Consider the following 26774-nt stretch of genomic DNA (forward strand, 5'->3'; position numbering starts at 1 on the left):
CAGGCAGGAGATAGCTGTTAGCGAAAAGGCCCGATCAACGAACAGGACCACGACATGTTCTCCAACACCTTCCCGGACCAGTCCGCCATTTCGCAGATGGTCGCCCGCATGCTTCTGGAGATCGAGGCGGTGCATTTTCGCGCCGAACAGCCGTTCACGTTTACGTCTGGTCTTGCAAGTCCGGTCTATATCGACTGCCGCAAGCTGATTTCCTATCCGCGCGTTCGCGCCGCAATCATGGATTTCGCGGCCTCGATCATCTTCCGCAATGTCGGCTTCGAGCAGTTCGACGCGATAGCGGGCGGCGAGACGGCCGGCATTCCCTTTGCCGCATGGCTCTCCGAGCGGATGGGCCTTCCCATGCAGTATGTGCGCAAGAAGCCGAAAGGCTTTGGCCGCGATGCGCAGATCGAGGGCGCATTGAGCGAAGGCGCGCGTGTTCTTCTGGTCGAGGATCTGACCACCGACGGCGGCAGCAAGATCAAGTTTGCCGAAGCGGTCGCGCGCACCGGCGCACGGGTCACCGACACATTCGCCGTTTTCTACTACGACATCTTCCCAGACACGCCGAAGCGGCTTGAAGCCGCCGGCATGCGGTTGCATCATCTCGCCACGTGGTGGGATGTGCTCGCCGTCTGCAAGGAAGAAAACCGTTTTTCGCCGGAAACGATCGCTGAGGTCGAGAGCTTCCTGAATGCGCCGACCGTATGGTCGGCGAACCACGGCGGCATTTCAGAACTGCCGCAGTAAATGCCAAAGGACTTGGATCATGTTTGATACGTTTTTGAAGGATCTGAACGAGCAGGGCGGAAGCGTTCGTGCCTATGAAGGCTGCGCGGTCAAGGCTCATCAGCGGATCACCAGCGAGCCGGAAAATGCGGCCGCCCTCCTGCTGATCGCCTATGCCGCCCAGCGCTTCGTCGAGGCCTATGACGACCAGCCGCTCACCATGACGGCTGCCGACGAGGAGCTTGAGCTGTTCTCCGAAATCGTGAACACGCTCGATGCAGCCTATAAGGACGGCTCTGACGATGAAAAGTTCGCAGCGCTGAACAAGGCCTCCGCGCGGCTTGCCGCGACGATCAAGAGCTAAGCGCACAGTCGTTCAAGTCCATGAATGCGATCCGCTCGCCGGTCCTCTCCGGCGAGTGTTTTCGTTGTGGGCGCCTATAAAAGGCCCGAAAGCCTTCTCGCTCCTGGTGCGCGCTCGCATGCGGCCTCGCCGATCCCCTGTGATCGCGTACCCAACCATGGGCGAATAGACATTTCCTTTCCATGGCGCATGCGCTAGCTTCGCGCCGGAATTCGGATGGGAGCCGGTTTTGCATTTGTATTTAAGGTTCTGCGCCGGGCTGGACCGGCTGGCGACGGCTTTTTGCGTGCTTGCCTGCCTGGCCCTGACGGCAAGCGTGCTTGCCATCGTCGTGATGCGCTATGGTTTTGGCATTGGTTTCATCGAACTGCAGGACTTCGCTTCCTACGCCTTCGCCGTGCTTCTGATCTTCTCCGTGCCGGTTTGCCTGCGCCGGGGCGGCCATGTGCGCGTCGAGGTGCTTTCCGAGAACCTTTCACCCGCCTATGCGCGCATTGCAGATGCAGTGGCGGTGTTTCTGTTTCTCGTTCCGGTGTTCGGCCTCATCATCTGGGCCGACTGGGCGGATCTTGCCTATTCCTGGTCGATCCGCGAGGCGTCTGTGGAAACCGGCGGTCTGCCCGGCCTCTTCATCGTGAAGACGGCGCTGCCCCTGGGCGCTGCCATGATGATTCTGCAAGGCATCGCCATGGTGCTTGAGCCGCGCGCCGACCACACTGCCGACGGCGAGCCAAGCCTATGACCCTTTCGGAACTGTTTCTGTGCCTGATGCTGGTCGGGCTCTTCGCCGGTATTCTGAGCGGCATTCCCGCCATGCTGGCCATTGCCGGCGTGCCCTTCGTCGTTGCGGTCATCGCCAGCTTCTTTGGCGCGTTCGACCTGTCTTTCCTGGATTTCTTCCCCAGCCGTGTCTGGGGTGTGATGAGCAACACGCTTCTGATGGCCGTACCGCTTTTCATCCTGATGGGCGTGGTGCTGGAGCGTTCGCAGCTCGCCGAACGCATGCTTGAGGTCCTGCGCGACATGCTCGGCGCATCGCCGCGCGGGCTTGCCCTTTCCGTCCTGCTTTTCAGCGCGCTGATCGCAGCTTCCACGGGCATTGTCGGCGCGACCGTGGTCATGCTCGGGCTTGTCAGCCTTCCCGCCATGCTTCAGGCCGGCGTTTCGCCGCGCGTGTCGAGCGGCATCATCTGCGCCAGCGGCACGCTCGGCCAGATCATCCCGCCCTCGATCCTGCTGGTTCTGCTCGGCGACCAGATCGGCAACACCTATCTGGAAGCGCAGCAGAAGGCGGGTAATTTCGCGCCTGACGCCGTGTCCGTCGGTGATCTCTTCGCCGGTGCGCTTGTGCCGGGCCTGCTGCTTGTCGGGCTTTACGGGCTCTACATTCTCTTCACGCTGCGCGGCGCGCAGAAAGCCGTTGCAAAGGATGAGCGCAAGCCTGTTCCGCTGAACCGCATTCTCGGCACCTTCCTGCCGCCGCTGCTCCTGATCGTTGCCGTTCTGGGCTCCATTCTCGGCGGTGTCGCCACCACCACGGAGGCAGCCGGGCTGGGGGCGATTGGCACGATCCTTCTTGCCGCCTTCACGCGCGGCGAGATCGGACCGGCGGGACGTCTGCTCATCATCGCCGCGGTTATCGCCGGCGGCGTTCTCGTCGTGTTGCGCGCGACCGGTCTTCTGCCGCCAGCGACCCTTGGCGCGCCGGCCGGCCTGCTCGGCCTTCTGGCCAGCGCGTTGATCGGCTTTGGCGTTCTCTTTGCCGGCTGGCGGCTTTTCAGAACCGATGTTCTCGTGCCCGCCGTCATTGATACGCTGCGCATCTCCGGCATGGTGTTCGGCATTGTCATCGCCGCTTCCATGCTGTCGCTGGTGTTTCGCGGTTTCGGTGGCGACGGGCTGGTGGCCGGCTTTCTGGAGCAGGTTCCGGGCGGCAAATGGGGCGCACTCGCCCTCGTCATGGTGGTCGTGTTCTTCCTTGGCTTCATTCTGGAAGCCGTGGAGATCATCTACATTGTCGTGCCGCTTTTGGGAGCGCCCATTCTGGCCACGGATTTCTCTCCGGTCTGGTTTGCGGTCCTGCTTGCAATGAACCTGCAGACCTCGTTCCTGACGCCGCCCTTTGGCTTCGCGCTCTTTTATTATCGTTCGGTTGCGCCGCGCAGCATCACGACCATGGAGATCTACCGCTCGGTAATCCCGTTCGTGGCCATTCAGTTGATCGCTCTGGCGCTTCTCATCACGTTCCCGGCTGTGGTTACATGGCTGCCGGACATGCTCTTCAGATAGTCGTTGTTCAGGAGGAAACCCCGACATGAAACGCAGAACATTTCTCACAGCAGGCGCGGGCGCAACGGCCGCAGCACTCGCCACGCCAGCCATTGCGCAGGGCAAGATCGAGTGGAACCTGCCCACCAGCTTCCCCAAAAACGCACCGGGCGTTGGCACCAATGTCACCAACTTCGCCGAGAAGGTCGCCGCCATGTCCGATGGCCGGCTGAGCTTCAAGGTTTTCGGCGGCGGCGAGCTCGTTCCGCCCTTCGGCGTCGAGGATGCCGTGCAGCAGGGCAAGGCCCCGGTCGGCCATAACCCGCCTTACTATGCAGCCGGCAAAAACCCGGCCCTGCACTGGTTCACCGCCGTGCCGTTCGGCATGACGGCTGCCGAGCATTACGCATGGCTGCGCTATGGCGGCGGTCAGGAGATCTGGGACGACATCTACGCCCAGCGCAATCTGAAGCCGCTCTATTCCGGCAATTCCAACACGCAGAGCGCCGGCTGGTTCAAGTCCGAGATCAATTCGCTGGACGACCTTAAGGGCCTCAACATGCGCATTGCCGGCCTCGGCGGCGAGATGTATCGCAAGCTTGGCGTCAACGCGGTTCTGATGCCCCCGCCGGAAATCTTCCAGGCGCTTCAGTCCGGTGCGCTCGATGCGGCCGAGTGGGTCGGTCCGTTCCTCGATCAGGCTTTCGGCCTGCAGAAGATCACCAAGAACTGCTACCTGCCGGCTTACAACGAACCGAGTGCAGCGCTTGCCATCGTCTTCAACAAGGATGCCTGGGCCGAGCTTTCGCCCGATCTGCAGGCAATCTGCGAGGCTGCGGCCCTTGCCGCCAGCCAGGAGGCGCTTGCCCAGTTCGATTATCACAATGCGCGCGCCATGGCGTCGCTGGAGGCCGATGGCGTCATCTTCCGCGATGTGCCGGACGATGTGGCCGAAGGCCTCAAGGGCGCATGGGAAGAAGTGCGCGAAGAGCTGACGGCGCAAAGCGAAGACGTCGCCCGCGTGCGCGAGAGCTATGACGGCTTTTTGGCCGAGAGCGTGAAATACGCCAACGCCATGAACATGCCGCTTCTCCAGCGTCGCTGATAATCCGGGCCCGTTAAAAGACGCGCCGCGCTTCCCCGGGAACCATCCCATGGGAGGCGCGGCGTTTTTCGTTCAGACCAGGAGGGGCGTGACGGTCTCTATCGCGTTCTGCCGCAATGTCTGCGAAGGCAGTTCGCCGAAGAGGGCGGCATAATCACGCGCAAAGCGACCGCCATCATAGAAGCCGAGTTCGTGCGAAATCCGCGTCACGTTGTTTGTGAAGGCATCAGCGAAGAGCAGCATGCGCCGCGCCTCGTGCAACCGGCGGCGGCGGAGCAGGGCGTGGACGGTGCAGTCGAATTTCGCCCGTACCGCGCGCTCCAGCGTGCGTTCGTGAATGCCGGCCATCCTGCAAAGTCCGGCAACCGTCAGGCGCGGTTCGTCTGAGGCTTCAAGAAAATCATACATGCGGGCAATGGCCGAATTTCCGCGCCGGTCCGGCCGGGCCTGTTCCTGCCGGCAGGCGTCGAGAACGAGCGGCTTGATCGCACCGACCAAATCGGCACGCAGCATGTCGCCGAACGCTCTGTCTGGTTCTCCTTCGCCCGTGTGCAGCGCATCAAGACAGACCCGCCGCAGGGCGCCGGCCTGCCGGTTCGTCAGGTGAATGGGGCGACCGTTCTTGCAGGCGTCGAAATGATCCCAGAGATCGGCGAATTCCGGCGCATAGCGTTCATCCGTACCGATCAGGATGACGATCTGGTCGTGGCCGGCAGCCGTGGTGCTGTCCAGCTCTCGATAGAAGCTGTGGTGAAGGTTGTGTTTGCACAGCGTTCGCCCCCAGAAGGCCGACTTGTCGCACAGACCCGCAAGCGGCAGGGCGAGAGCAAGAGCGTCGGGCGGTGTCGTGCCGCGCAGCCGCATGTCCGTATGGTACTGATCCCGGTAGATGGCGATGCCGTCGAGCTTCAGAAACGCGATGTCGCAGCCGAACGGGCCGGCCTCCAGCGGCTCGACGGTCAGGTTCCACGGGCGGATTGCCGCCTCGTAGAGGCTGGGTTCCTCCGTGGAGAAAAAGCCGGTTCCTGCGCGCTCGCTCACAAAGTTTTCCTCCCCGAAAACTTGTCGGAAATTACGTAGCAGGCTGGCTAAGTTTCGAAATACTCAAACGCCATGGCTGAACGGTTTCCGCGCCCCGTGCCCGTGAGTGGTTTTGCACAAGACCTCTCATGGTAGCGCCGAGCGCGGTCTTCGTACAGGCATTTGGACTGCGGCAACCGCCAGCGGTTCCTGTTTGGGGAGAAGAAGCATGCAAAAGACATCCGCAAAGCCGGTCGTGCGCCGGCTTGAAACGACACATCTCAAACCACATCGAAACAAGACATTGTCCCTGCTTGCCGGCGCTGCCTGTGCGCTCTTTCTGGCGCAGGCGGGCGATGTTCGACTGGTATCCGATGCGATGGCGGACGAGGCCGAAGTCGAGCGCCTGATGGCAGGCTATGAGGCTTTCAAGCCCAATCTCGCGCCCATTGTGCTCGATCGCGGCGACAATCTCGCCTTCACGGAAGCATCGGACACGATCCATCCCGAACAGACCGCGTTTGCCCGGCAGATGCAGCGCGGCATCTATATGCCGGTCAAGGACAAGGTCTATGTGGCGGTTGGCTACGGCATCACCAGCACCACGATGGTGGTTGGCGATGACGGCGTCATCATCATCGATCCGGGCGAGAATGACGATTTCGGCGCGCTGGTCATGGAGGAGTTCCGCAGCTTAACCGACAAACCCATCAAGGCCATCGTCTACACGCACCGTCATCCCGATCACCCGTTCGGCTCCAAGGGGCTCGGCGTGACCGAAGAGGACGTGAAGTCTGGCAAGGTGAAGATCTACGCCCATGACAGCTTCATGGAATATCTGGTCAATGACGCAAGCGTGGTCGGTCCGATCCTGTCGATCCGCACCGCGCTCGCCAGCACGCTGCTCGATGTCGGCCCGGAAGGCCGTGTGCATCAGGCGCTTGGGCCCACATTCGATTCCGGCCCGGTGTCGCTTTTACAGCCGACGGACACGTTTGACGAAATGCTGGACGTGACCATCGCCGGTGTGCGGATGGTCATGTTCCACGCCTATGGCGATGCCGAGGATGAAATCGGCGTCTGGTTCCCGGAGATGAAGCACCTGCACGGATCGGAAACGATCCAGGGCGAGTCCTTCCCCAATATCTACACGCTGCGCGGCACCAAATTCCGCGATCCGGTGGAGTGGTATACGGGCGTCGACCGGCTGCTGGAGTATGCGCGTGAGGCAGACAGCTATTCCGGCTCCCACATGCGTCCGTGGGTCGGCAACGAGTTCATTGTCGAGCGCATCACCAATTATCGCGACGCGATCCAGTATGTACACGACCAGACCGTACGGCTCATGAACATGGGCTACACGCGGGAGGAACTGGCAGACACGATCCGCCTGCCGGAGCATCTGGCCAACGATCCGTGGCTTGGAGAGTATTACGGCACCGTCGCCCACAGCACGCGCAACATCTATGGCGGCTATCTCGGCTGGTATCAGGCAGATCCGACCGAACTCGCCACGCCGGGCTTCGAAAAGAAGGCTGCGCTTTATGTCGAGGCACTCGGCGGCCGTGACGCGATCATGGAGAAGGCCCGCAAGGCGCTCGATGAAGGCGAATATGGCTGGTCGATGGAGCTTCTGACCCATGCCGTCCGCGTTGATGGCGAGGACATGGAAGCCCGTGCAATGAAAGCCGAGGCGATGCGTGAATGGGCCTATCAGCAGCCCAACATCTACTGGCGCGGCCTTGCGCTTGGCGGTGCTCTGGAACTGGAGGACAAGCTCGACTATTCGCGCATCTGGAACTTCGCCGCTCCCGACATCATCAAGGCGCTTTCGCCCGACGCCATCATCGAGTCCGTTCGGGTGCGGCTCGATCCCGAAAAGGCGGCGGACGCGCACATGACCATCGGGTTCCGGTTCACGGATATCCAGGACGACAGCGCGCTTGAAATCCGCAGGGGCGTGGCGGTCTTCCATCCTAAAAGCCCGGAGAAAACCGACGCCACCATCGTCGCGACCAAGGCGCTTCTGGATGACATTCTTCTGGAGCAGACCACGCTTGCCGATGCACTGGCCGAAGGCTCGCTGACCATTGAGGGCGACGAGAAGGCCATCGAGCGCTTCTTCGGCTATCTCGATCCGCCGAACGCCGATCCGATCAAGCTCGTCGTACGCTGATTCAGACTGATCGACGCCATGCAGCCGCAGACCGCCAATCCGGTCTGCGGCTGTTTTCGTTTGGGCGTGCTGTTTGTCGCCTGCACCTTATCCACGGTCAAAACACGCAAAAGCCGATGCTTTCCAGTCACTTGCCGGCCCTCTTCTTTGCCGGCTTGACGCCGTCGCCAATAGTCTCTACCAAATGGCCGCTCTAAATAACGAACTAGTTCAATATATTGAACTAGTGGAGGCCGAGGAGGAGGCAGCCAGGTGAGTGGTCGCGGCGCTGAGCGCATTTTGCTTTTGTTGGAATGGATGGCCCGTCAGGAAGGCGCGGTCTCGTTCTCCGACGCCGTCGCTGCACTGGAGCTTCCCAAGAGCAGCGCGCTCGGCCTTTTGCGCATGCTGGTCGATCTTGGCTATGCCGCCCGCGAGGATGACGGCCGCTATCGTCTTTGCCGTCTTCCCGGCGAGCCGGATGACGCGCATCAGGCATGGGGCACACTTGCGCGCCTCACCGATGCGGTTCTGCACACGGCAGTACGCGAGGCGGGCGAATCCGGCTTTCTCGCCGTGCTCGATGAAGACGACCGCGTTCGTTACATCTCCAAGCTCATGCCCGAGCGCGAGATCAGATATGACCGCGACATCACCGTGTCGCGCAGGGCGCATCAGGTCACGAGCGGCATCGTGCTTCTGACCGGCCTTTCCGCCGACCGGCTTGCCGCGTATGCGACGCGTGCGGCTGAAGAAGCCGGCGATCCGGATCTGCGCGAAGCCATTCTCTCAAAGGTGGAAGACGCGCGCGCGGCCGGCCATGCCGTCAATCTGCGTGGCGTGGTCGAGGGTGCTGCGGGCGTTGCGGCTCCCGTTCTTGATGCAGACGGATGTGTGCGCGCCGCACTCAACATTGCCGGCCCCGCCGACCGCATGGCCGCAAACATCGATCAGGTCATTGCCGTGACCTGCGAAAGCGCAGCGCAGGCCACCGCCGCGCTCACCGCCTTTCGCCACAGGCTGCCGGCCCGGTAGCCACCCGATCCGCACGCAATGCGGTTCCAACATCACTCAACCAGACGATCATCAGGAGGAAACGACGTGAAACATATGCTTAAATCCATGGGTATGGCTGCCGCCGTGCTCGCTGCAGCACAGGCCGCTCCGGCCAGCGCGCAGGAATTCCCCGAGCGCGGAATCGAGTTCGTCGCCGGTTATGGTCCGGGCGGCGGTCACGACACCATGCTGCGCTCCATGGCCAAGATCATGCAGGAAGAGGGCATCATCGAGACGCCGATCAACGTGATCAACAAGCCGGGCGGCAGCTCCGCCGTGGCCATGGGCTACCTGAACTCGCGCGCCGGTGACGGTCACTACCTCATGTCGGTGACCTCCTCGCACATCACCACGCCGCTCACCTCCAACATCGGCCTCGACTTTTCCGATTTCACGCCGATTGCGCGTCTGGGCATCGACCCCGAGCTGCTCGTCGTCAACGCGGCGGGCCCCTACAAGTCCATCGACGATCTGCTCAAGGCCGACAAGGTTCTGAACGTTGGCGGCACGGCCACGGGCAGCATCGAGCACATCGTCGCCATCCAGTTCCAGAAGCAGACCGGCAAGAAGGTCAACTTCGTGCCGTTCCAGGGCGATGGCGATGTGGTTGCAGCACTGCTGAGCAACCAGCTCGACTTCATCGTCACCAATCCGGGCACGGCCCGCGACTTCATCGAGGCAGGCAAGTTCAACGCGCTGGCCATCAGCACGGAAGAGCGCATCGACGCGCTTCCCGATGTTCCGACCTTCAAAGAGCAGGACATCGACATCACGCTCAGCCTCTATCGCGGCGTCACCGCTCCGGCTGACATCAGCGATGAAGCAAAGGCCTATCTCATCGAGAAGATGACCGAGCTGAACGAGAGCGCTGCCTGGAAGTCCGGCTATCTCGACCCGAACTCCGTGGTTGAGGGTTTCATCACCGGTGATGAATTCGAGGCCTATCTCGAAGAGACCCAGGGCGTCTATCGCGAGACGCTCACCGAGCTCGGCATCATTAAATAAGTGACTGGAGAGGGCTCATGAAACTGTCGGAAATCGTCCTGCTTGCGGGTCTCGCCGTCTTTTCGGGAGTCCTCCTCATAAGCAGTCTGGATATGCCTTACGGCTCGGAGCAGAGCTTCGGGCCGGGGTATATCCCGCTCAACATCGCACTTGTCATTCTGGGTCTGATCGGCATCCTCGCCGTCAAGGCTTTCATGGCCGGGCGCAAGCCCGGTGCGGACGGCAGCGCCGTCATCGAAGATCTTTCTTCGGCGCTCCCGGTGGCCGCCGTTATCGTTCTTCTGGCGGGCGCGATCTACGCCATGAGCTGGGGCAGCATTCTTGCGCCGCTTGGCCTGCTGATGATCATCCTGTCGTGGCGCTTCAACGGGCATGGCTTCGTAAAGTCCTGTCTGGTCAGCGCCGCCATTCTGGCCGTCATCTACACGATCTTCAGCCTCTGGCTGAAAATCCCGCTTCAATAGTCTTCCTGAAAGTCGCTCTCCAATGGACGCACTCACTCAACTCGCGGGCGGTTTTTCGGAAGTTCTGACCGTCTACAACATTTTGCTGATTTTCCTTGCCGGCATGATCGGCACGGTGGTCGGCGCGCTGCCGGGGCTTGGGCCATCGGCAGGCATCGCGCTCATGCTGCCGCTGACCTTCGGCATGCCGCACGCTTCGGGCCTGTGCCTGCTTACCGGCGTCTACATGGGCACCATGTATGGCGGCCGCATCACGTCGATCCTCATCAACACGCCGGGCGACGCCCCCGCCATCATCACCGCCATGGAAGGCTATCCGATGATGCTGCGCGGGCAGGGCGGTCTGGCGCTCGGCCTGTCGGCGTTCTCGTCCTTCATCGGCGGTTTCTTTGGCCTTGCGGTTCTGATCTTCTTCGCGCCGGTGGTCTCTTCCTACGCGATCTATCTCGGCGCACCGGAATATTTCCTGCTCATGCTGCTGGGGCTCAGTACGATTGTGCTTCTGGCCGGCGACAACATGGTGAAAGCCCTGCTGATGGCCTGTGTCGGCGTTCTGGTCTCCACCTTCGGCAGTGACTACATTTCCGGCCATATCCGCTTCGCCTTCACGCCGGAGCTGATCGAGGGCATCGACTTCGTCGCCATCATCATCGGCCTCTACGGCCTTGGCGAAGTCTTCTACAATCTCGAAAAGCGCGTGCGCATCGATCTCGGCAAGCCGAGCTTCAACATCCGCGAATACATCCCGCCGGCATACGCCATCAAGGAGAGCGGCGGCGCAACCGTGCGCGGCTCGATCCTCGGCACCGTCATCGGCATTCTGCCGGGCGCCGGCGCAACTGTCGCGACCTTCCTCGAATATGCCCTGGAGCGGCGCATTTCGCGCAAGCCGGAAGAGTTCGGCAAGGGCGCAATTGCAGGTCTCGCCGGACCGGAAGCCTCCAACAATGCTTCGGTTCCTGGTTCGCTGATCCCGCTCATCACGCTCGGCATTCCCGGCTCCGGCGGCACGGCCATCATGCTTGGCGCGCTCATCATGTTCGGCATGCAGCCCGGCCCGCTTCTCATGATCAAGTCGGGAGACGTGGTCTGGGCGATGATTGCAGGCCTTGTGCTGGCGAACATCTTCCTGCTCTTCTCGAACGTGCTGTTGATTCCCGTCTTCGTGAATCTTCTGCGTTCCGTGCAGGGGCATCTGGCGAGCGTCGTCATCGCCCTTTGTGTCGTGGGTGCGTTCTCGCTTGCCTACAGCACGTTCAACATATGGGTCGCGCTGGTGTTCGGCGTGCTCGGATATCTGATGAAAAAGGCGGATTATCCCACCGGCCCGTTCATTCTGGCGGTTGTCCTTGCTCCGCTCGCGGAAAACTATTTCCGCCAGTCGATCATGCTGGGGCAAGGTGACTGGGCGATCTTCATCGACCGGCCCATCTCGCTCGGAATCATCATTGCCATGGTCGTCCTTGGCGGACTGGGCATGGCGACGAAACGCTTCATGAAGCGCCGCGAACCTGCGGCGCGCGCCTGAGACTACAAGAAGGAAGACTATGGCCGACCGTGCCTGGAAACCCGTCGATTTCACGCCCGATGCAAAAGGTCCGCTGAGCGGGATCGTTGTGCTTGACCTGTCGCGTCTCGTGGCGGGCAACATGACCTCGCTTCAGATGGCCGATTTCGGGGCCGAGGTCATCAAGGTGGAACCGCTTCCCGCAGGCGATCCCCTGCGGGCGTGGAAGCAGGGCGGCCATGCCACTTTCTGGAAGGTCTATGGCCGCAACAAGAAGAGCATCGCGCTTGATTTTCGAAAGGAAGGCGCGCTGGATCTTCTGCGCCGGCTCATCGCCCGCGCCGATGTGATGATCGAGAGCTTCCGGCCGGGCACGCTGGAAAAGATGGGGCTCGGGCCGGAAGTGCTCAAGCGCGATTTCCCGGGACTGGTTCTGCTCAGGGTTTCCGGTTTTGGCCAGAGCGGCCCCTACAGCCCGCGTCCCGGTTTCGGAACGCTGGTCGAGGGCATGTCCGGCTTTGCACACCGCAATGGCGAGGAAGGGGGCGATCCGCTGCTGCCGCCGCTGGCGCTCGCAGACATGATTTCCGGCCTCTACGGGGCCAATGCCGTGATGATGGCGCTGCGCGCGCGTGACCGCGACGGGCATGGTCAGGTGATCGACCTGTCGCTGCTTGATGCGATGGTTTCCGTGCTTGGGCCGGAGCCGCTCGACTACCAGATCACCGGCAAGCCCAAACAGCGTGTCGGCAATGGGTCCAACACGTCGAGCCCGCGCAATGTCTACAAGACGAGCGACGGGCACTTCATCGCCATTTCCGCGTCCATTCAAAAAACCGCCGAGCGCCTGTTCCGCAGCATCGGGCGCGAAGACATGATCACCGACCCGCGCTACGCCACCAACGAGCAGCGCGTTTCGCGCCGGCATGAGGTCGACGCCATTGTCGGTGGGTGGATCGGGGCGCGCAGCCGCGCCGAGGTTCTGGAGATTTTCGAGAAGGACGGCATCACCGCCGCGCCGCTCTACGACGTGGCGGACATCTGCGCCGACCGTCATTTCATCGAACGCGGCATCTATGTCGCTGCACCGGATGAAGAGCACGGAAGCGTGCCCATGCATGCGCCCACGCCGCGCCTTTCCGAAACGCCGGGCACCCTGCGCGGTCCGGCCCCTGCGCTGGGCGCACATTCGCGCGAAATCCTGCGGGCGGCCGCGTTCTCCGATGCCGAGGTCGATGGCTTCGTCACCGCCGGCGTCATCAACGACGGAGCAGATGCATGAGGCAGACAGCAAACCAGCCGCGCTGGCGCTCGCTTCTCTATGTGCCGGGCAACAATGAGCGCTTCATCGGCAAGGCCCAGACCCGTGGAGCCGATGCGGTTGTGCTCGATCTGGAAGACAGCGTCCCCGATCACGAAAAGGCAACCGCCCGCACGATGACAGCGGCGGCGCTTCCGACACTTGCCGAGGGGCCATCGGATCTGCTGGTGCGCATCAATGGCGGCATGCGGCTTGCCGTGCCGGAACTTGAAGCTGTGGTTCAGCCCGGTCTGCGCGGCATCTTCGTGCCCAAATGCGAAGCTGCGGAAAAACTGCGTCTCATCTCCGAGGTGCTGTTCGATCTTGAGGCCGAACGCGGCCTGCCGGTCGGTGAAATCGCTCTGGTGGCGATGATCGAGACCCCGCGCGGCCTTGAAAACGTGCATGACATTGCGCGGGCCGATCCACGCCTTTGCGGCATGATCCTCGGCAGCGAGGACTTCGCCACAGCCACCGGCATGCAGCCGACGCCCGAGGCGCTGCTCGCACCGCGCCAGCAGATCGTCTTTGCTGCGCATGCAGCCGGCATCGCGCCTCTGGGGCTTCTGGACAGTGTCGCCAATTATGGTGATGCGGAGCATCTTTCCGCAGTGGCTCGCCGGGCGCGGGCCTTCGGCTTTCGCGGCGCAACCTGCGTGCATCCGGCAGCCGTCGCGCCTCTCAACGCGGCATTCCTGCCGTCGGATGAGGAAACAGATTGGGCAAAGCGCGTCGTCGCGGCGATGGAAGAGGCCCACGCACAGGGCAGGGGAGCCGCCACGCTCGACGGACGCATGATCGACAAGCCGATGCTGGATCGCGCGCGGGACATTCTGGCGTCTCGGCCCGGGCATTGAGCCAGTTGCGGCGTCCTGCATGGACGCCGCATTCGCCGCAGTGACACGGCGACGGAAATGTGTCACGACGCTTCCATGAAGTTCATGCGCGACATGTTGAAGGATCGTCTCGCGGCGGGTCTCATGGCCGGCCTACTGGCCTATTTCCTTCTCATGCAGGGCTTTGCAGCGGCCTTTGCGCAGGGAAACATGGCGGGTGCTGCCGGCATTCCCGGCTTCGTCATCTGTAATCCGAGCGGCATCGGGCCGGAAACGGGCAATGGCCCTGCACCCGCCCGCAGTCCGCATGATTGCTGCACAACCCTCTGCCAGGCCGGCTGCGCGGTTTCACCCGCATTACCCGGCGACCATGCCGGGCTCGACTGCGCCTTACGCGCGCCGCTCGCTGCCGCAACGCTGCCCGAGCCTCCGGTCTTCCACCCCGTCACGCTCGGTTTTCTGGCCGACGCGCGCGGCCCTCCATCCCACTCCATCTGACGCAACAAACCCTTTTCACGGCCGCGCATTCATGCGCCCGTATCTGCGCTTATGGAGACAAGACATGCGCTTTTTCACCCGCACTTTCACGGCAGCAATGCTGTTCATCGCCGCTCCCGCATTCGCCGGCGACTACACGCTTGGCAATCTTGACATCGACCAGCCATGGACCCGCGCCACGCCGCCCGGCGCAAAGGCTGCCGGCGGCTTTGTCACCATCGCAAATGGCGGTGAGGAAGACGACCGACTGGTCAGCGCCGAGGCCGCCTTTGCAGGCCGCGTGGAGCTGCACACGATGGACATGACCAACGGCGTCATGAAGATGCGTCATCTGCCCGAAGGCATTCCGGTTCCGGCTGGCGAGACGGTCAATCTCGCGCCCGGCGGTCTGCATGTCATGTTCATGGAGCTCAAGGAGCCCATCGCCGAAGGCGCGCCCGTTCCGGTGACACTGACCTTCGAGAAGGCCGGCACGATCGAAGTTGAAATGTCGGTCGCGAAGCCCGGCGCACCAGCTCCGAACATGCACAAAAACATGCACGGCAACGGCAAGAGCTGATGTCCCGTCGTTCGTTATCGATCCTGGCCGGCGCGGTTTTCGCGCTGGTCCTTGCCATCGTCGCAATGGTGACGATGAACATCTCTCCCACCGGCCGGTCCGGTGGGGGAATGGGCACCGCCGATATCGGCGGCCCCTTCACGCTGACCGCAGAGGATGGAACCACCGTCACCGACGCCGATTTTCTCGGCAAACCGACGGCAATCTTCTTCGGCTTCACCTTCTGCCCGGATGTGTGCCCGACCACGCTCTATGAATTATCGGGCCTCATCGATGATCTCGGTGCGGATGCGGACAGGCTCAACTTCGCCTTCGTATCCGTTGACTGGGAGCGCGACGGGCCGGAGCAGCTGGCGCTCTACACGTCCAGTTTCGATGATCGCATTCAGGGACTGGCAGGCACCGAAGAGCAGATCGAAGCCATCACCAAGGCCTATCGCGTCTATTACCGCAAAGTGCCCACGGATGATGGCGACTACACCATCGATCACACGGCTTCGGTCTATCTGATGAATGGGGAGGGTGGTTTCGTCGGCACGCTGTCTTACGGCGAGGCGCACGATTCCATGCTGGAGAAGCTCAGGCGGCTGGCTGCCAAGGGCTGACGGGAGGAAATCATGACACATGTCGATACGCCGGCGCTTGAGGAAGCTCCGGCGCGTACTGTCGTGGACAGAACGCTTTCACGCAAATTCTACATGGCAGCGTGGCGCTGGCACTTTTATGCCGGCCTCTATGTCGCGCCGTTTCTGGCGATGCTCGCGGTGACCGGCCTGATTATGCTCTGGGTCAGCGCACTCGACGGGCGTGACGGCGAAAAGATCACGGTCACGCCGCAGGGCGAGCAGACATCAATTCTTGCGCAGGCTTCGGCGGCGCAGGCGGCGCTGCATGAGGGGCATGTGGTCGAATATATCGCTCCGACCGCGCCAGACCGTGCTGCCGTGTTCCGCGTAGACAGCGGTGGCGAGGCAAAGCTGGTCGCCGTCGACCCTTACACCGCAGAGGTGCTGGACATCTGGAGCCGCCAGGCCGGCTGGTATGACTTCGCCTCGGACATTCACGGCACGCTGCTGATCGGCGATCTGGGCGACCGGTTGATCGAGATCGCGGCCGGTTTCGGCATCGTGCTCATCATCACCGGCGCGTATCTGTGGTGGCCGCGTGACGGGCAGGGCGCAGGACGCGCCTTCCGGCCCGACCTCAATGCGCGCGGCCGCTCCTTCTGGAAGAGCCTGCACAAGACCACCGGGTTATATGCTGCAGCGCTTCTCCTCGTCTTCCTCCTGAGCGGCCTTTCATGGGCCGGCATCTGGGGCGAGAAGTTCGTGCAGGCATGGAGCACGTTTCCGGCGGAGAAGTGGGACAATGTGCCCCTGTCTGACCAGACGCATGCCTCCCTGAACCACGGTGCGACCAAGGATGTGCCCTGGGCGCTGGAGCAGACGCCGCTCCCTGCCTCTGGTTCCGATGCTGGTGTGGCCGGCGTGCCGGGTGCGTCTCCCTACAATCTGGACCAGATCGTCGCCTTCGGGCGAAGCCTTGGCTATGAGGGCCGGTTCCGCGTGGCCACGCCGCGCGGCGACACTGGCGTGTGGACGCTCGCGCAGGATTCCATGAGCAATGATTCCACCGATCCGACCTCCGACCGGACGGTGCATGTCGACCAGTATACGGGCAATGTTCTGGCCGATGTTCGTTTTGCCGACTATTCACCTGGCGGCAAGGCGATGGCGGTTGGCATCGCCTTTCACGAAGGCGACATGGGCATCTGGAATCTGGCGCTGAACACGGCGTTCTGTCTGGCGGTCCTCTTCCTGTCGGCCAGCGGCATTGTCATGTGGTGGATGCGCCGTCCACCGCACGCGCTGCGTCTGGCCGCACCGCCCATGCCGGCAGACATGCCGCTGTGGAAGGGCGCGGTGGCGCTGATGCTTCTGGTGTCGCTTCTCTTCCCATTGGTGGGCGTCACCCTGCTGGTTCTGCTCGCTCTGGACGTGCTTGTGATCCAGCGCATTAAGCCGCTTGCACGCCTTCTTGGCTAAGGGCCTGCTTGAAAGTGGTATCGCCGGGCGGCGCTTTCCGATTGAGCGTCGCCCGCTCTCGTCCTATGATCGCCGCGAATGGAGAGTGCGATGCATAGCGAAAAGCCCCCGAGAGTTTCGTCTCTGATCAACAAGGTTCTGGCCAACGCGCCACAGCCGAACGATATCCGCCTTCTGGCGCAGCGTCTGCATGACCACGCGCTTGAGCCGCGTTCGACGCCGGAGGAGACGCAGGCGCTCGTGACGGATCTGGGTTACAAGAACATCGCGGCCTTTTGCGAGGCCGCCGGCCTTCCGAGCCATCTCGCAGACCGTTGGGAGCGCTTTGGCATTTCCGGCGAAATGCGGCAGGTGCTTCTGCTTCTCGCGGCCCAGCGCCGCGCCATGCTCGAGGCCGTGCGCGAGTTCGAGACCATCACGCATGTGGGTCTCGATGACTTCATGCGCGAGCGCGGTCTGATCTGACGCGGTCCGATCTGACCGGGTGAGGGGCCGCTCAGAGCCCCTCTTCGTCTGCTTTTTCCAGCAACATCCGTGCTGTGGCGGCATCCGTAACGAGTGCCGCTGCGGACACTGTGCGCAGCGCCGCCAGAATGGCCGTGACCTTCTGCTCGCCACCGGCTGCCAGAATCACGTGCGGAATGCGCGCCACCACATCGAGATCGATGGCCATGATGCGCTGGTTCACCTCATGGTCGACCAGCTGGCCTGCCGCATTAACAAAATAGCAGAGAATGTTGGCCACCGCGCCCTTGTCGCGCAGTGGATCGATCAGCTTCTTCGGAACGATGCCATGGCGGAAGATCGTCGCGTCGGGTGAAACCGCGCCAACCGTCAAAAGCGCGATGTCCGCCTTGGCGGCGCGCTCGCGCACATCGCGCAGTGAGGGCTGTTCCCAAAGGCGCTCGCGCAGTTCGGGGTCGTCCACCACCACCGGCGCGCTGATCTGATAGCTGTCCACCTTCAGACGTTCCGCCACCTTGGTGGCCACGATGGACGGGTTGATCCATTGCGAATGCGGAAGGCTGCCCACAAGCCCGATGACGGTCGAGCCGGAAAGATCGCGCTGCGCCATGAAGCTCAGGCTGGAATGCAGTGTCGCGCCGCCGCCGATCGCCAGTGTCATGCCGGGTTGCATCTGCTCTTCGAGATAGCGCGCCACCGCATGTCCGATCGAGCGTTCCAGATTGTCGGCTTCCTGCGGGGCGGGCACCACGATGGCGCTTTTCAGGCCCCAGCGCTTTTCCAGCTGCCGCTCCAGCGCCACCTGTTCGGCCGTGTCGGCATTGATGGTGGTCACCACCATGTGGTTCTCGGCGCTGGCGGCCAGCGCGCGCATCACCTTCATGCGGCTGACATTCAGCAGGCTGGCAATCTTCTCCTGCGTCAGGCCCTCCACATGGTAGAGCCAGGCCATTTTCACATTGATGTCTGCGGAAGACAGCGTCGGCTCATCAGCCGGCTTCTTTTTCCTTTTGCGCGCCACGGCGGTGATTCCCTCTCTCATCGCGTCAAGGTTTTAGCACAATGTTCGGCACGTCGCGGCGGCGTTGCCGGGCGAAAGGCACGAAATTTTATTGCGTTCTTTTGTTATTGACGACAAACATATGTTCATATTCAATGATGAGGCGCTTTTGTTACAAGCCTGTCATATTGCGCATGCAGGGGAGGAGCTCCGGCGTTAAATGTCCGGAGAAGCAAACAGAGGAGTAACCCCATGGTACGCCAGCCCACCATTCGCTCGGTTGCGTTTGCAGCCGCATTGCTCACGTCCACCGCGGCTTTTGCCGAGAACCTGGTGCTCTACACGTCGCAGCCCGACGCTGACGCCGCCGAGACCGTTGACGCCTTCAAGGCGGCTAACCCGGGCATCGAAGTCGAGATCTTCCGTTCCGGCACCAGCGACCTGATGACCAAGCTTGCAGCCGAGTTCGCTGCCGGTAGCCCGCAGCCCGACGTTCTCCTCATCGCTGACGCCGTCAGCATGGAAATTCTCAAGAAGGACGGCCACCTGATGGCTTATCCCGAAGCCAATGTGGAAGGCTTCGAGGAAGCGGCCTACGACGCCGACAAGACCTATTTCGGCTCCAAGCTCATCACCACCGGCATCGCCTACAACACGGCCGCTGCCGAAAAGCCGGAGCATTGGTCCGACCTGACGGGCGAGGCCTACAAGGACCTCACCATCATGCCGAGCCCGCTTTATTCGGGTGCAGCAGCCTATCTTCTGTCCGCGTTCGCAAACCGTGACGACCTCGGCTGGGACTATTTCGAGAAGCTGAAGGAAAACGGCCACGTTGCCGTGCGCGGCAATGGCGCTGTTCTGAAGTCCGTCGCAAGCGGTGAGAAGGCCTATGGCATGCTCGTCGACTTCATGGCCATGAACGCCAAGAAAGACGGCTCGCCCATCGAGTTCGTGTTCCCCGAGGAAGGCGTCACCGCCGTCACCGAGCCGGTCGCCATCATGTCGACCGCGAAGAACACTGACGCAGCCAAGAAGTTCGTCGACTTCATTCTCTCCGACGACGGCCAGAAGCTGGCTCTTACGCAGGGCTACCTGCCGGCCAAGCCTTCGGTCGGTTCCCCGGACTGGCTGCCGGAAGGCACCGAGATCAGCATCATGAAAGTTGATGTGAAGAAGGTTGTCGACGAGATCGCCGGCAACAAGGAGAAATTCTCCTCCATGTTCGGCGGCTAAGGACACATCTGAATGACCGCTATTCGCAAGGAACGTCAGGGCCAGGAGATGGCCCTGACAGCGGGGATCGTCGCGCTTATCGTCATCTTTTCGCTGCTGCCAATGGCGCGGCTTTTGCAGGAAGTCATCCTGCCTGGCGGTCAGTTCTCGCTTGATATCATTCGCAACGGCCTGATTGATGAAACGACCTGGCGCGCCACCTGGAACACGCTGGTGGTGGGCCTTGGCGGAACGCTGTTCGCGCTGGTTCTGGGCGTGGCCGTCGCCATTCTCGTTTCACTGTCGGATGTGCGTCAGCGTCAGGCTTTCGTCCTGTGCTTCGTCACGCCGCTCATGATTGCGCCGCAGGTGACCGCGCTCGCGTGGCTTCAGCTTTTCGGCCCCTCCAGCCCGCTCCTGAACATGCTGGGCATGGCTCCGCCGCTCGGCACGCGCAATCCGCTTTATTCGCCCGAAGGCATCGTTTTCCTGCTCGGCATCCAGTATGCGCCGCTCGTCTTCCTGATCGTGCGCGCCGGCATGCGCAAGCTGCCGCGTGAGCTTGTCGAGGCCGCGCAGTCCAGCGGCGCCGGCTGGGTTCGGGTGCTCGGCACCATCATTCTGCCGCTCATGACACCTTCCATCGTGGGTGCAGCGGCGCTCACCTTCGTTTCCTGTGTAGGCAATTTCGGCATTCCCGCCTTTCTGGGCATTCCGGCAAACTATCTTGTGCTGCCGACGCTCATCTATCAGCGCCTGGCCGGTGGCGGACCGGATGTCCTCTCCGATGTCGCGTTCCTGTCGGTGCTCATCGGTATCATCGCCATGGTCGGCATCGTTATGCAGGACCGCATTGCGAGCCGGCGCGATTTCCGCATCACGTCCACCTCGCTGCCCGCAGCGCCCTACCAGCTGGGCGCATGGCGTCTGCCGGTGGAGCTCGGCATGTGGGTGCTGATCGCATTCATCCTCGTTCTGCCGCTGGTGGGGCTCATTCTCACCTCGCTGGTGCGGGGCTATGGCGTCACGCTTTCGGCTGAGACGGCAACGCTGGAGAACTATTACTTCGTCATCTTCCAGCACGCTGCGGCAAGCCGCGCCTTCCTGAACAGCCTGTATCTCTCGGCTGGGGCGTCCATCTTCGCCGTCTTCGTTGCGATCCCGCTCGGCTATGTCATCGCCTGGGGCAACAAGCGCTGGATCAAGGCGCTCAACCTGGCCATCGAGCTGCCCTATGCGCTGCCGGGCGTGGTGCTGGCGATTGCCTCGCTGCTCCTGTTCCTCAAGCCCATGCCGATCACCGGCATCCAGATCTACAACACGGTCTGGATCATCCTCTACGCCTATCTCGCGCGCTTCCTGATCCTGGCCGTGCGGCCGACGATCACGGGCTATTTCCAGCTCGACCGGGCGCTCGAGGAGGCCGCGCAGGTAGCCGGCGCAGGACTGTTCACGCGTCTGCGCACCATCATCTTCCCGCTCATCGCTCCGGCGGCCATTGCCGGCGGCCTGCTGATCTTCATGACGGCGCTGTGCGAGCTGACGGTTTCTGCGCTCCTGTGGTCCTCCGGTTCGGAAACCATCGGCGTTGTCATCTTCTCCTTCGAACAGGGCGGAGATTCCAAATATGCGGCGGCGGTTTCCGCCATCATGGTCGCAACCACCTTCCTTCTGATGCTGCTCGCCAGCCTCTTTGCAAACAAACTACCGGACGGAGTTCTTCCATGGCGGGACTGAGCATTAACAACGTCACCAAGGCCTTCGGCGACACCAAGGCGCTGGACAATGTGTCCATCGATGTCGCGGATGGCGAGTTCCTCGCCGTGCTTGGCCCTTCCGGCTGCGGCAAGACCACGCTTCTGCGCATGATCGCCGGTTTCGAGACCGTCACCGGCGGCAACATTCGCATCGGCGACCGCGAGGTCTCCACTGCCGAGGCCAACACGCCGCCGGAAAAGCGCCGCGTGGGCATTGTCTTCCAGAACTACGCGCTCTGGCCGCATATGAGCGTGTCCGAGAACATCGGTTACGCGCTCAAAGTGGCGCGCGTTCCCAAAGCAGAGCGTGAGGAGCGCGTGAAGAACGCGCTGGCGCTCGTCAATATGGAACAGTATGGCGACCGCCGTCCGGCCAATCTGTCCGGCGGTCAGCGGCAGCGCGTGGCGCTGGCGCGCTGTCTCGTCGCCGAGCCGCGGCTGGTGCTGTTCGACGAGCCGCTGGCCAATCTCGATGTGCATCTGCGCGCCTCGATGGAAGACGAGTTCGCCGACTTCCACAAGCGCACCGGCACGACCATTCTCTACATCACCCACGACCAGGCCGAGGCCATGGCGCTGGCAGACCGTATTGCGGTCATGGATCACGGTCGCCTGATGCAGCTTGCCACCCCGCGCGAGCTCTATCATGAGCCGGCCAACGAGATGGTCGCTTCCTTCATCTCGCAGGGCATGGTTCTGCCTGCCGATGTCGAGACCGAAGAGGCGGACGGCCAGTGCCGCGTGCGCGTGCTTGGCCAGGAACTGGTCGTGCGCTGCCGCAAGGGCGAGAAGCCGCGCAAGGACGCGCGCATTTGCTGCCGCGCATCGCAGATCACATCCGTAGGGGCGAGCCAGCCGGGCTTCGAGGGCACGATCACACGCGCCGTTTATCGCGGCGGGTCTGCACGCATCGAGTTCGAGCCTGCTTCCGCGCCACAGCTCGGCCTGCATTTCGACCAGCCCGATCCGGTGTCCTTCGAGGCCGGTCAGCGGGCAAGGCTTGCCATTACATCGGGCTGGCTCATCCCGGCTGATGGTGCAGCCTGATGTTAACGGTCGATCTTCAGGGCGGGTTCGGCGAAAAGGGACGAACCAGTGTTGCGGTCAGCGATGGCAACACCCGGATCATGCTCGATGCCGGCATCAAGGTGGGTGCGACAGGGGATGAATATTACCCTGTGCTCGCCCGCCCGGTCGGTGACATCGACGCCCTGTTCATCTCGCATGCCCATGAGGATCATATCGGCGCGCTGTGCCGCCTGATCCGCGAGGGCTATACCGGCCCGATCTACATGACTGCGGAGACCCGCACCGAGATGCCGGCAACGCTCGCCCAGTATGCGGACGCGGCAGAGCTGTGGGAGTTCATGCCGAAGGACGCGCAGATCCGGCTTTTCGAGCCGGGCGAGCGGCTTTCTGCCGGCGCGCTCGCGATTGAAACCGGCGCATCCGGCCATGTGGTCGGCGGGGTCTGGTTCTCGGTCGAAGGGCAGGGGCGGCGCGTGGTCTACTCAGCCGACATCGTGCCCGAAAGCGCTGTTTTCCCGATGCAGCCGCTTCCCTCCTGCGACCTTCTCATCCTCGACGCCTCCTATGGCGCAGATCCCATTCCCGGCACGGAACGCGCCCAGCGCATTGCCAAGTGGGTTGCAGACTATGCCGATGGCTGCCTTCTGCCGACACCGCTCTCCGGTCGTTCGCTGGAGCTGATCGCCGCCATCGATGTGCCGTTCGCCATCGAGGCCGGCATGCGCGAGGCGTTGTCTGCGCAGATCCATGCGCCCGGCGCCGTGCATGAAGACCGTGTTGACGTTCTTGCCAGACGGCTTGCCGCCGCACGCGACTGGAATGTGGGAGAGGCGCTGCCTGCATGCCCTCTGCTGGTCCATGACGGTATGGGTGTCGCCGGGCCTTCCCGTCCGGCGCTCGCCGCAGCAGAGCTTGCCGGCTATCCGATCCTGTTGAGCGGGCACCTGCCGAAAGGCTCGCCCGGCGCACGGCTCGTAGACCAGGGCGCAGCGGCCTGGATCCGCATGCCGACGCACCCCACGCTGCCCGAGAATGTTGCGTTATGGGAAGCCGCCGGACGTCCGGCGCTGATCGGCCATTCCTGTGATGCGGCCGCGCTCGACGCGCTTCATCAGCACATTCCCGCCCTTCTGACCGGCGCTCGCACCGGTGACACCTACCAGATCGACAAAGAGACGATATATGCGCATTCTGATTTCCAATGACGACGGCATCGAAGCTCCCGGCATTGCGCTGGCGGCCAAAGCGGCATCCCTTCTGACGGACGATGTCTGGGTGGTCGCGCCGGACGGCAAGCGCACGGCCGCCGGCCCGTCGCTCACGGTCGCGCGCCCGATTACCATGCGCCGCCTCGGCGAGCGCCGTTTCTCCTGCTCGGGTACGCCAGCCGATTGCATCGTGACCTCCATGGGCTGGCTCTTCAACGATGGCAAGAAGCCCGATCTCGTTGTTGGCGGCGTCAATGACGGGCGCAATGTCGGTGAGGATCTCGCCTATTCCGGCACACTTGGCATCGCCCGTGAGGCGACCTTCTGGGGCATTCCCGCCATCGGTTTCTCCCGCGTGAAGGAGGCCAATGTGCGCGAAGGGGACGCCGCATGGCTGGCCCGCTTCATCGAACGTCTCTGGCAGACGCGCAGCGAGTGGGCCATGGAAGGCCATTGGCTCAGCGTCAATCTCCCGGCCGATCTGCCAGCCCCCATCGCCCAGCCGACCATCGGTCGCGACAAGATTGCGCGCAAGACCGAGATCGTTCGGGAAAATGGCGACGAGATCGAGCTGATCGTGCCACGCGGCCGCGCGCATTCAAGCCGCAAGGGCGATGAGAACAGCCTCATCGCCGAAGGCTTCGCCACCATGAACCGGCTGAACTGGTTCGGCGAAACCCAGCTTGGCGGCGCGTTCATGGAAGGCCTGCGGGCCGCTACGAAGTAGAGCCCGTCGCGACGGGTGCTGTTTCACCCCCTTCCGGATCCGGCAGCGCATCGATCCATTCGCGGATGCGCTGCCAGTTTTGCCGTGACGGGCTGACGGGCTCGATCTCGCCGTCCTTCAGGTCAATCGCTTCGAGCGGATCGATACCGTATGGAATATTCGATGACTGTGCCGGCAACGGCCCGTCATGAAGCCTGAGACGCCCTTTTGAATAATCGGAAAACACCTGCAGCGGCACGCCATAACTGGTGTTTATGTTCGGTGAAGCGACGATGTCCGCAATCATCTTCCGCACCTTCGGATCGGTCGAGTCGAGCAGGTAGACATTCTTTGCCAGCGGCGGGCGAAAATGCACTTCATCAAAGTGTTCGATGTCTTCACCGCCGCCATCAAGATTGGCCGCGACGCGGCCGTCTTCAGTCACGATTGCGTATTGATAAAGGGGGTTGCGCGACCACCTGTCCCTGCGCCACGCGGCCAGAACATTGTCGCTGCCGATCAGGGAACCGCTGCCGATCGTCGCCGGCTCATTCAGCATGTTAGAAATTGCGTTGAACTCGTATGAAGGGCGAAACACACCGGCGTTCAGCAGCTGTTCCGGGCGGAAATCATCCACCCGATAGACAAGATGGTGATTACCAAATCGCCCCGTCCCATCCGGCTCACGCCCAAGATCCTCGAATTTGTGACGCAGGGCGTCAACGCGTTCCTTCATTCGCTCAACCACGTCGTTCATTGCATCGTAGGCAATGTCTTCCGGTAGCTCAGACAGGACGTAGCCCATGCTGTTCATCGTCATCTGCGCCCGGCGGCTGAGCGCTCCCCGATAAGGAGGACGATCAACAATGGGTTGCTCTGTGCCTGTCGCCAGATGTGGCGGCTCCGCCACTGGAGACAAATCGCCTGTTCGCTCTGCAATCGACCGTGCGCCGGCGCTCAACGCGCCACCAATCAGTATGGCGCTTCCCGTGAGTATGGCAGACTGACTTGCTGCGCTGCGCTCTTCATAGGTGTCGCCGGTCACAGCCCGGTTGGTCTCCAGCGCCAGCTCGCTGCCGAGATTGCCCACCAGAAAGGCGCCCTCCAGGCCCGGCACAAGCATCGTGACGGGCCAGAACACATCGTTGAATGTCTGTATTTGCTCCAGCCATCGGTCGCGCGACACTTCGCTGTCAGACTTGATCAGCGTGTCGGCATCGCTGTTGCTGCGCGCGCGCATATTGTTTGCAAGCACATGGAAGACATCACCGGAGACCCGAAAGTTCCGCGTGTTTATGCCTGTCTGCCAAGCGCCCGTTCCCAGCTTCTTGAGAGCGTTTCTGACACCCGTATACCAGACCCCGTCCTGGCGACAGTAGAGCGAGAAATGCCGTTCCAGCATTTTCCGGCCCTTCCTTGAGGAGGCCTGCAGCCTGATCCATTCTTTCAGCGCATCCTCGCTCTGGAATTCATGCAGGGCTTTCTTTTCACCCGGCAAATAGAGAATGGTGCGCCCACTCTTGTCGCTGAGCAGCAGAATATCGCTTGAGGCGTAGCCGTTTATGTCAAGACGGCGAACAATCGTGTCTTCGACGGGGACGGCGCTCTTGCCGAGGCCAGAGAGAGAAATCCCGCTTTGTGGGTCGGCGAGGTCGACCGAGACACTTCGGGCGAGAGCGTGCCCTTCGAGCGAGAGAAGCATCTCTTCCTTCGCCCTTGCGACTTCTGCCAGAAACTGTGCTTCTACGAGAATGCGCACATCCTGGAAATGGTCCTTCCAGAAGTCGCGGAGCCGATCCTGCACTCTGGTCTGAAAATCTTCCGCCCATATCGCGTCCCGAAGTGCAGCGACCGAGAGTGGAAACTCGTTTGGCGCTCCGTAGAATGCCTCGCCTTTGCCCGCTCTGTAGACGCCGGCATTGAGCTGGAGATCGGATGGCAGCATCTCCTGCATCGTCGCGCCAAAGTTTCTCAGAAGAAGCTGGGTGAGCGATATCGAGGTCTTCGGACTGTCTGCATGTTCCCAGCCCGTGAAGCTCGTTCGCGAGGATTGCGCCGCAGAGAATGTGTTCAGGTAGAGGTGATCCGGGTCGACCGTCTTGCCCGTGAGGCGCTTGACGATTGCGCTCATTGCCTCGCGCGCCATCGCCTTGATGTCCGGCATGTCTTTCCGGGTGCGCGCGGCAGTCTTGTTGATTGCCCTGTAGGTTTGGTTCGTGACCAGCGTCGACAGTGAGGTCGACAGGCCAGTTCCACGAATTGTCGACACGGTCGGAGTTTCGATGCGCCGTTTGGGTTGAGAATGGGACGGGCGCGTGGGGGGCGGCGCTTTTTTGGGAGGGATGTCAGCGTTGATGATGACGGGAGCACGAGCTCCGGAAACACGGTAGGTCGTCATTGTCACTCTTGTCTTGGGTGCAACCACAGAAGACAAGATGACCTGCTTATCAAATCAAACCATTGCCTTCATCTTATATGCTCCAATA

Annotated in this window: 25 protein-coding genes; 22 read left to right on the plus strand and 3 right to left on the minus strand. The window is 62.1% G+C overall.

Features of this window, described 5'->3' with window-relative positions; translation table 11 throughout:
• Nucleotides 1-54 precede the first annotated feature (54 nt).
• The 5 genes from JYP46_RS15730 to JYP46_RS15750 all read left to right on the plus strand — a co-directional run bounded on the left by JYP46_RS15730 (nucleotide 55) and on the right by JYP46_RS15750 (nucleotide 4466).
• A complete protein-coding gene (locus tag JYP46_RS15730) occupies nucleotides 55-750 on the plus strand; it encodes an orotate phosphoribosyltransferase (protein ID WP_113156943.1) in 696 nt (231 codons plus the stop codon).
• A gap of 19 nt (nucleotides 751-769) precedes the next feature.
• A complete protein-coding gene (locus JYP46_RS15735) occupies nucleotides 770-1093 on the plus strand; it encodes a hypothetical protein (RefSeq protein ID WP_113156944.1) in 324 nt (107 codons plus the stop codon).
• 229 nt (nucleotides 1094-1322) lie between these two features.
• Nucleotides 1323-1835, plus strand: coding sequence for a TRAP transporter small permease subunit (locus tag JYP46_RS15740; RefSeq protein WP_224873329.1), 513 nt, complete (start codon nucleotides 1323-1325; stop codon nucleotides 1833-1835).
• Complete coding sequence (locus tag JYP46_RS15745) at nucleotides 1832-3382, plus strand: TRAP transporter large permease (RefSeq protein WP_206548636.1); 1551 nt, start codon at nucleotides 1832-1834, stop codon at nucleotides 3380-3382. The genes JYP46_RS15740 and JYP46_RS15745 overlap by 4 nt, the downstream gene beginning before the upstream one ends.
• Nucleotides 3383-3407: 25 nt before the next feature.
• Nucleotides 3408-4466: a TRAP transporter substrate-binding protein gene (locus JYP46_RS15750; protein ID WP_113156946.1), complete on the plus strand. Its 1059-nt coding sequence runs from the start codon at nucleotides 3408-3410 to the stop codon at nucleotides 4464-4466.
• Between the two features lie 72 nt (nucleotides 4467-4538).
• Here JYP46_RS15750 and JYP46_RS22275 read toward each other — a convergent pair whose 3' ends face one another.
• A complete protein-coding gene (locus JYP46_RS22275; RefSeq protein WP_206548637.1) occupies nucleotides 4539-5507 on the minus strand; it encodes an AraC family transcriptional regulator in 969 nt (322 codons plus the stop codon).
• A gap of 208 nt (nucleotides 5508-5715) precedes the next feature.
• Between JYP46_RS22275 and JYP46_RS15760 the strand changes: the two genes are divergently transcribed.
• From JYP46_RS15760 to JYP46_RS15815, 12 genes are all read left to right on the plus strand, one after another.
• A complete protein-coding gene (locus tag JYP46_RS15760) occupies nucleotides 5716-7662 on the plus strand; it encodes an alkyl/aryl-sulfatase (protein WP_206548638.1) in 1947 nt (648 codons plus the stop codon).
• 252 nt (nucleotides 7663-7914) lie between these two features.
• On the plus strand, nucleotides 7915-8676 hold the full coding sequence (locus JYP46_RS15765) for an IclR family transcriptional regulator domain-containing protein (RefSeq protein ID WP_206548639.1): 762 nt from the start codon (nucleotides 7915-7917) through the stop codon (nucleotides 8674-8676).
• A 75-nt stretch (nucleotides 8677-8751) separates the two neighbouring features.
• On the plus strand, nucleotides 8752-9702 hold the full coding sequence (locus JYP46_RS15770) for a tripartite tricarboxylate transporter substrate binding protein (RefSeq protein WP_222474186.1): 951 nt from the start codon (nucleotides 8752-8754) through the stop codon (nucleotides 9700-9702).
• Between the two features lie 17 nt (nucleotides 9703-9719).
• A complete protein-coding gene (locus JYP46_RS15775) occupies nucleotides 9720-10166 on the plus strand; it encodes a tripartite tricarboxylate transporter TctB family protein (RefSeq protein ID WP_206548640.1) in 447 nt (148 codons plus the stop codon).
• A gap of 22 nt (nucleotides 10167-10188) precedes the next feature.
• Nucleotides 10189-11694, plus strand: a complete 1506-nt coding sequence (locus JYP46_RS15780) for a tripartite tricarboxylate transporter permease (RefSeq protein WP_206548641.1) — start codon at nucleotides 10189-10191, stop codon at nucleotides 11692-11694.
• Nucleotides 11695-11713: 19 nt separating this feature from the next.
• Nucleotides 11714-12955: a CaiB/BaiF CoA transferase family protein gene (locus tag JYP46_RS15785; RefSeq protein ID WP_206548642.1), complete on the plus strand. Its 1242-nt coding sequence runs from the start codon at nucleotides 11714-11716 to the stop codon at nucleotides 12953-12955.
• Nucleotides 12952-13830, plus strand: coding sequence for an HpcH/HpaI aldolase/citrate lyase family protein (locus JYP46_RS15790; RefSeq protein ID WP_206548643.1), 879 nt, complete (start codon nucleotides 12952-12954; stop codon nucleotides 13828-13830). The genes JYP46_RS15785 and JYP46_RS15790 overlap by 4 nt, the downstream gene beginning before the upstream one ends.
• Before the next feature lie 75 nt (nucleotides 13831-13905).
• Nucleotides 13906-14307 (plus strand): hypothetical protein, encoded by a 402-nt coding sequence (locus tag JYP46_RS15795; RefSeq protein WP_206548644.1) that lies wholly within the window; start codon nucleotides 13906-13908, stop codon nucleotides 14305-14307.
• Nucleotides 14308-14371: 64 nt separating this feature from the next.
• Nucleotides 14372-14866, plus strand: a complete 495-nt coding sequence (locus JYP46_RS15800; RefSeq protein WP_206544825.1) for a copper chaperone PCu(A)C — start codon at nucleotides 14372-14374, stop codon at nucleotides 14864-14866.
• Nucleotides 14866-15471: an SCO family protein gene (locus tag JYP46_RS15805; protein ID WP_206548645.1), complete on the plus strand. Its 606-nt coding sequence runs from the start codon at nucleotides 14866-14868 to the stop codon at nucleotides 15469-15471. Before JYP46_RS15800 ends, JYP46_RS15805 begins: the two co-directional genes overlap by 1 nt.
• Before the next feature lie 12 nt (nucleotides 15472-15483).
• A complete protein-coding gene (locus JYP46_RS15810; protein WP_206548646.1) occupies nucleotides 15484-16911 on the plus strand; it encodes a PepSY-associated TM helix domain-containing protein in 1428 nt (475 codons plus the stop codon).
• Between the two features lie 90 nt (nucleotides 16912-17001).
• Complete coding sequence (locus tag JYP46_RS15815; RefSeq protein WP_113156959.1) at nucleotides 17002-17376, plus strand: hypothetical protein; 375 nt, start codon at nucleotides 17002-17004, stop codon at nucleotides 17374-17376.
• Nucleotides 17377-17407: 31 nt separating this feature from the next.
• Here JYP46_RS15815 and JYP46_RS15820 read toward each other — a convergent pair whose 3' ends face one another.
• The gene (locus tag JYP46_RS15820) at nucleotides 17408-18418 is read right to left on the minus strand and encodes a sugar-binding transcriptional regulator (RefSeq protein ID WP_206544822.1); all 1011 of its coding nucleotides are present in this window, start codon (nucleotides 18416-18418) and stop codon (nucleotides 17408-17410) included.
• A 210-nt stretch (nucleotides 18419-18628) separates the two neighbouring features.
• On the opposite strand from JYP46_RS15820, the gene JYP46_RS15825 reads away from it, so the two are divergent.
• Genes JYP46_RS15825 through JYP46_RS15845 form a run of 5 tightly spaced genes read left to right on the plus strand, consistent with a single transcriptional unit; the run spans nucleotide 18629 to nucleotide 24309 of the window.
• Entirely contained in the window at nucleotides 18629-19609 is a 981-nt protein-coding gene (locus JYP46_RS15825; RefSeq protein WP_206548647.1) for an ABC transporter substrate-binding protein, read from the plus strand.
• A 12-nt stretch (nucleotides 19610-19621) separates the two neighbouring features.
• Complete coding sequence (locus JYP46_RS15830) at nucleotides 19622-21325, plus strand: ABC transporter permease (protein WP_113156962.1); 1704 nt, start codon at nucleotides 19622-19624, stop codon at nucleotides 21323-21325.
• On the plus strand, nucleotides 21313-22392 hold the full coding sequence (locus JYP46_RS15835) for an ABC transporter ATP-binding protein (RefSeq protein WP_113156963.1): 1080 nt from the start codon (nucleotides 21313-21315) through the stop codon (nucleotides 22390-22392). Before JYP46_RS15830 ends, JYP46_RS15835 begins: the two co-directional genes overlap by 13 nt.
• A complete protein-coding gene (locus tag JYP46_RS15840) occupies nucleotides 22392-23579 on the plus strand; it encodes an MBL fold metallo-hydrolase (protein ID WP_206548648.1) in 1188 nt (395 codons plus the stop codon). The genes JYP46_RS15835 and JYP46_RS15840 overlap by 1 nt, the downstream gene beginning before the upstream one ends.
• Nucleotides 23557-24309 carry a 5'/3'-nucleotidase SurE gene (locus JYP46_RS15845; protein WP_206544819.1) on the plus strand — a complete coding sequence of 251 codons (753 nt, stop codon included), beginning with the start codon at nucleotides 23557-23559 and terminating at the stop codon, nucleotides 24307-24309. The genes JYP46_RS15840 and JYP46_RS15845 overlap by 23 nt, the downstream gene beginning before the upstream one ends.
• Here JYP46_RS15845 and JYP46_RS15850 read toward each other — a convergent pair.
• The gene (locus tag JYP46_RS15850) at nucleotides 24299-26686 is read right to left on the minus strand and encodes a dermonecrotic toxin domain-containing protein (RefSeq protein ID WP_206548649.1); all 2388 of its coding nucleotides are present in this window, start codon (nucleotides 26684-26686) and stop codon (nucleotides 24299-24301) included. The two genes, JYP46_RS15845 and JYP46_RS15850, sit on opposite strands and share 11 nt — an antisense overlap.
• Nucleotides 26687-26774 lie beyond the last annotated feature (88 nt).

The organism is Nitratireductor aquimarinus, assembly GCF_017255295.1.
GTDB lineage: Bacteria > Pseudomonadota > Alphaproteobacteria > Rhizobiales > Rhizobiaceae > Nitratireductor > Nitratireductor aquimarinus.